3 protein-coding genes are annotated in these 6,319 nt (G+C 34.6%); all 3 read right to left on the bottom strand.

The features are described from left to right. Positions 1-756: 756 nt before the first annotated feature. The 3 genes from JF259_RS09200 to porZ are packed head-to-tail and all read right to left on the bottom strand — an operon-like array spanning position 757 to position 6,248. A complete protein-coding gene (locus JF259_RS09200) occupies positions 757-3,168 on the bottom strand; it encodes a TonB-dependent receptor (protein WP_199115020.1) in 2,412 nt (803 codons plus the stop codon). 3 nt (positions 3,169-3,171) lie between these two features. Next, positions 3,172-3,891: a DNA repair protein RecO gene (recO, locus tag JF259_RS09195; protein ID WP_199115019.1), complete on the bottom strand. Its 720-nt coding sequence runs from the start codon at positions 3,889-3,891 to the stop codon at positions 3,172-3,174. Next, positions 3,891-6,248: a type IX secretion system anionic LPS delivery protein PorZ gene (gene porZ / locus JF259_RS09190; RefSeq protein ID WP_199115018.1), complete on the bottom strand. Its 2,358-nt coding sequence runs from the start codon at positions 6,246-6,248 to the stop codon at positions 3,891-3,893. Before porZ ends, recO begins: the two co-directional genes overlap by 1 nt. Between the last annotated feature and the right edge of the window lie 71 nt (positions 6,249-6,319).

Raw genomic sequence — 6,319 nt, 5'->3', positions numbered from 1 at the left:
AAACATGGAAGAAAAGCCAAAAGTATTTTTAAATATGGGCTCTCGTTTATTGCAAACGCTTTATTAAATTCTGAAAATCAATATGATACTAACTTATTTCAATTTTTGTCATGTACTTAGATGATTAATATTAAAAGAAAAGTGCTTTATTAACAAAATATAACTCTACATAATCCTTAAATTTATAAGAAATATTGCCGAACTTCATTTTACATCAGATAATTTGACTTTGAACTCATCTTGACTTTTTTGATTGAAGTGAAAATTAGCAATTTTGAGCTTGATGGAAGGCATTTTTAAGTTGTATAGCAGGGCTACGGAATGAGAAAATGACGAAAAGCAGGCTCTTTAACCAATTGAGTTCCTTAATAAAACTGCATTTATATAGTGATAGCACATTTAAAATCCACGTATGGAACAACGTGATTTAATAAAGAATTTCTTGAAACGAACTATCGCCGAGGTAAAGCCTCAAGGAATTGTTTTCGATTAAAAAACCAGATGGAACAATTAGGAAAGGTATTAGCTAATATACTATCCGCCTTTCTTGGATCGAAATCAGCAAATCAGGTCTCCCTGAGAATTGAAATTACGAATAAGCGTTTACTTAGTGAGATTGACATTAATATTGAAACCTTAGTAGATTAGTTGTTATTTAGTTCCCAAGGAAAATAACCTTGATGTTTTTAAAGTCTACGCCTATCATTTGGATTCTAAATTGATAGGGCGACAGCAATCAGGTAAAGTTGAAAATCACTATATACAATACTTCAATGACAAAATAAAATTACGTCCTGCAGCTGCAATCCCCGAAGAATAGGTTTTATAACGTTGATCTGTAATATTCTCTAAACTTGCTGTTAGTATTGTTGAATTGCTTATTTGGTATTGTATTCTCGCATTAAACGTATACCAAGATGGGGCATATGGATTTCCATTTTCATCCAATGCATAAATATAGTCCTTCCCTTGCTCGGAAGGCGCTAACTGTTGAAAAGACAATTCGTTATTATAATTAGCAAATACATCCAATTTCCAACTTTTATCAGTCCATAAAAGATGGGTATTCCCAAAATTAGGTGACACATGGCGCACAGGCACCTCTATTCCATCATTCTCTTCGGTGCCCCCTATAACACTGTACTGAGACGTTAACTTCAAATGATTTGTTAACATCATTTTTACTCCCACTTCAAAACCATAAATCCATGCTTTCGAAGCATTTTGTATGGCCTGGACCTTACTTAGTTCACCATCATAAATAATTTCGGTTTCTCCATTTAAATTAAAATCCCTACGCACCAACGCATTATTTAAATAAGTGTAATACGTACCTATATCCAGTATAATCTTATCATTAAAATCAAATTTCACACCCAACTCACCACCATAAGCATGCTCTGGTTTTAAGTTATTATTGGGTACAACGACAGAGCCAGGCTCCGAATCGAACACCTTCCCAATGTCGTCTATATTGGGCGCTCTAAAAGCAGACGATGCATTTAATTTCCATTGTAAAATAGCATTGGGAGACCAGCTAATTCCAACTGTTCCCGTTAGGGCGCCCGATTTATTCTTTGCAGATTCAAACGGTAAATTTAAATACACATTATTTTCTTCAAAACTGGCCTTAGAGGCTACATGGTTAAAGCGTAAACCAGACTGAAAAACAAACTTATCATTAGGCTTGTACTTGATACTCGAATATACCGCTGCCGACTCCCAAGTAGCTCCATTAGGATATCTGGACACAGTAGAGAATAAGGTATTATTAACTATATTCTCCTCCTCTCCGTGAGACGTAACCTTATTGTAAATATACTCTAGTCCGTAAAAAAATCGTGTTTTAGGGCTTAAGGTCTTTTCAAAATCCAGGTTAAAGGAATACGCATTAACAGCCTCCTTGCGAATATTTCTTATATCGGACTGAAAATCACGATCTTTTCTACTTTCTTTAAAATTTTGATAGGCAACAGACGCTTTAACCTTATCGTAAAAACGTGTTATACTGCTTAGTTTGGTCACCTCAAGATTGGTCATGAACCATTGTTGCGGTCCGTAATGCCATTCTGCCGAACGTAAATTACCATTTTTGTAACGAATTAACCGGTCATATCTAGGAACATCAGAACTTGTCGTATAATAAAGACCCAAATCAAAAGTTAAATTTTCATACGGCTCATAACGCATTTTTTGCAACATGTTTAACTGATTATATCCCGATTGCCTTTGAATTAAAGAGTTGTTATTTTGAATAACGGCATCTGAACCATTGGTATTAATGACAAATTCTGATCGTAAGTATTCATCTGGTCCGTGCTTGCCCATTCTTAAGTCATTAAAATCTGTATGACTAACATTTGTAACAAAAGCCCATTTCTTAAGTCCGATATTAAAATCGAAATGCCCCGTTTTTTCATCACTAGCTGTAGAGTACCTTACAATAGTATTGGCTTTAAAATACAATGAATCTGTATAAGACAATCTAGGTGTTTGCGTATAAAAACTCATCACGCCACCAATAGCATCACTCCCATAAATTACAGCACCAGAACCCAGGGTAACTTCGACACTTTCTATTGAAAATGGATCTATTGCTATAACGTTTTGCAAATTGCCCCCTCTAAAAATAGCATTGTTCATCCTAACACCATCCACGGTAATTAAAAGTCTATTAGTTGAAAACCCTCTAATCATAGGACTCCCGCCTCCTAATTGACTCTTCTGTATATAAACACTTCCTGTAGTTTCCAACAAATCTGCACTTGTTTGTGGGTTGGAAAAAGCTACGTTTTCTGCATTTAAATTAACTATACGTTGCGGAATATCTCTTTTACTCTGACCAAATTTTGAAGCAGAAACGACAACTTCGTCCAAACCTTGGGTACTTACATCAAGATATACAACATTAGATTTATCTATTTGTACCTTAGTAATTTTCTTTAAAATATGAGATAAGTGCTGAAAGTAAATGGTTTCAGAATCTGTAAATTCATCTAATACAACCTCTCCCTTAAAATTAGTAACTACACTCTTTGTCTTATCTACATTAAATATTGCTACTCCAAAAACAGGTTCTTCAGTGATTTTATTTAATACTTTTATTTGTTGAGCATGTGATGCGCCAGTAATAAACAAAAATAAGAAACCGATGTAAAAAAACTTCATGCCTTAATTAAAAACTTGATTAAATACCTGTAATGATTTAGGAAGCCTAAAACCCCCCAAATGTAATTCAAAATAACTCAAAATCATATGCAAAAATGCTTGCCTTTGCTTTGAATTGATTTTTATTGCAGATAACTCATCAAATGTCGTGCCTAACAGCTGTTTTAAAAGCAATAAATCAACCCCTGAAACAATATACACATCTTGCCCTTTGGCATCGAACTTACCCTCCCGTAAATTAAAGTAATTGTAGTTATCTTCTGTTTCATCTGGATAAAACCCAAGATAGCGTGTTAATTTCAGTAAAAACAACAAATGAAAGTTAGCGTATTTTGTATGTGTATCCAACCAAAGTAAGGCTGTTTCAACATAACTGTAAAGCGGTTCATTAGGCTCTTCTTCTTTTATCGCTGTAGTCAAAACTTCAGCTAAAAACATAACGATACTACTTTTTAATACGTTAGAGTGCAAACTAGTATATATATTACCCAACCTAACTTCTTTTATAATCTGCAAAGAACGGTTAGCTTTGTAAATAACGACCAATTGCAATTGGGAAAGTAGCTGAAAATAGGCTGCTTTAACCTGTCCTTTCTTACTTTTAAAAACCCCTTTTAACAAAAAACTAACAACCCCCAACTCTTTAGTATAGCACCTAACAATAAGATCATGGTCACGATATTTTGTCTTTGAGAGTACGATGGCATGGGTATCAATTAACATTATCTAACAACCATTATTTTTAAAACCTTTGTTTCATAGGTGTCCAAATCGGAAAGCATTACCAAATACACGCCTGATGCCACAATATTATTAGCAAGGTTTTTGCCATTCCAATAAGCAGTGCCACCATCAATTTCAAGATTATAGCCACTATACCTCTGATTCGTTCTTGACTGTGCTTCGGCTACCAAATTACCTTCAATATCAGTAATTTTAATATTCACATTTTCCGAAATATCCTTAATCTTCACCTTTTCTTCCACAATATTAAAACCAGGTCTTACCGGGTTAGGATAGGCATAAGCACCTTGCAAATTTTCCTGTGTCCCTGAACTCCCAGAGCGAAACGACACCAAACCTTTGCTTGTCGCTACATATACAATACCATTAGACTCGTCCAAACTCACATCATTAATAGTATTTGAAGGCAGGGGAGCGTTGTCTTTTGTAAAATGAAATATTGTTTTTTGTCCATCTGAAGAAAAATAAAACAATCCAGAACCTGCAGTACCTATCCATTTATTGTTAGCTCCGTCCACTTCAATATCCGTAACAATTTGCTGAAACAGCAATTCTTTCGCTATGCCATCTTCTAAAATAACGATCTCTTCGGCTCTCACATTGTCATCTGTAAAAAAGTTTGAGGTATTATACAATACTCGTAAGCCCCTAAATGTACCGATCCAAAGTTGATTTCTTTTATCCATAGCCAGTGCTGTAACATATTCTGTTGGCATATTTACCTCTTCCCCACTTAAGTGTTTTAACAAAAAATTACTTCCACTGTCTTTAACACCAATAACACCATGATTATAACTTCCAATCCACTTGGTATTATCCGATCCAATAGCAATATCCCCAAATCCTAATTCTTCATTTAATGGGTCGCTAATAATACTCGAAAAACTATAAGACCTCCACTGATTTGAACTGGGATTAAATGATTTTAAAGCATTATCAACCCTGCTCGTTGTAATCCATAAAAGCCCATTACCATCAAATACTGTAGGTCCCACACGAATATCCACATAATTGGGATTAGATGGTAAAACCAAGGATTCCAGACCACTATTGGTCTGATCGTATAAAATAGTAGGTTCTTCTTCATTAACCTCCAAAAGACCACTAAAAAAAGAACTTATAAACACCTGATCATTATTAAAGAGATTAACAGAAATGGCATTTAACGACCTGGCTCCCAACACCTCACTATAAGGAACGTTAATCCATTTTTCTTCTTTTAGATGACTAAAACCACGCCTATGAGGCCCTCCATTTGGATAAGGATTGTAATAAATATCATATTCCCCAAACGTTACCCAAAGATTGTTGGCTATAGCTTTAATAGAGAACGGTGTGTTTAACAAAGGCCCCTCCGGATGTATTTCCTCAAAACTATTCGGATTTGTAAATGCTGCTTTTAAGATTCCGAAATCTTTGGTTCCGACATAGATGGTTTCACTATCGATTGTGGCAACATTAAATAATGTACTAAAACTAGGGTTAACAGATGCCTGGGTTATCAAATTAAAACTTTCATCATAAACGAATGCATCGTTTTTAGTAGTTACTAGTAGGTTACTGCCAACAGATCGCATATCGAGTGGTGCATCTGCATATAAAAACCGTTCTGTAAGCACATCGTTCGCCACGTTGTACAAACGCCTATTGGTTCTTATAGCATATAACTTATCGCCAACACTTTCTACAGCCAAAAAATCACCCGAAACAACTTGTCCCCAATTTTGATAATCGATTAAATTACTATTTGTTATTTGCGCTTTTTTCAATCCATTGCCCCCTAAACATGCTGCATAAATAAAACCTCCGAAGATAGCGGTCTGACTTACTTTTACCTGTGTACCCCCACTGCCAATAAAGTAAGTATCCCCAAACTCTAGCCGTTCTAAATCGTAAACAGAAATTCCATAGTTAGTAGCTATATATACAAGATTATCAAAAACATTAAAATGGTTAATCCGTTTATCTGTTGGAGGAATTGTTACTTTATCTATAATATCCACTACAGTAAGAATGTTATCATTATTGTCGAAAGCTATTTCAATCAAACCATTTTCATACCCTATAAGTAACAATTCATAAAGATCACTATAGTAAATTGTTGAAATAGATTCTCCCGACAACCCGTTAACCGTACTAAGCTCTGTTAATTCTTGGGTTACTAAATCTAAACTAAAAACAGCATTTTCGGAAGCAGCATAAAGCTTATCATTTCCTCGAACAACATCTTTAATATTGTTATATGAAAAGTGTCCTTGCCAAAGCGAAGAATAATCTTGAGCAACTGAAAACAATGAGAATAAGCAGGTTATAACTACAACAAAGCTTTTAAACATACCTGTTTTTTTGAATATTCAAATATATTTATAACTAACGAGTTTTACTTTATAATAATATAATTTAAACA

Origin of the sequence: Snuella sedimenti, assembly GCF_016428595.1 — a bacterium.
GTDB lineage: Bacteria > Bacteroidota > Bacteroidia > Flavobacteriales > Flavobacteriaceae > Snuella > Snuella sedimenti.
This window is presented reverse-complemented; position numbering and strand designations above follow the sequence as displayed.

What these genes read in the sequence shown, in the direction of transcription:
- JF259_RS09200 (WP_199115020.1), bottom strand. Translation starts at nt 3,168, where the DNA reads ATGAAGTTTTTTTACATCGGTTTCTTATTTTTGTTTATTACTGGCGCA.
- recO (WP_199115019.1), bottom strand. Translation starts at nt 3,891, where the DNA reads ATGTTAATTGATACCCATGCCATCGTACTCTCAAAGACAAAATATCGT.
- porZ (WP_199115018.1), bottom strand. Translation starts at nt 6,248, where the DNA reads ATGTTTAAAAGCTTTGTTGTAGTTATAACCTGCTTATTCTCATTGTTT.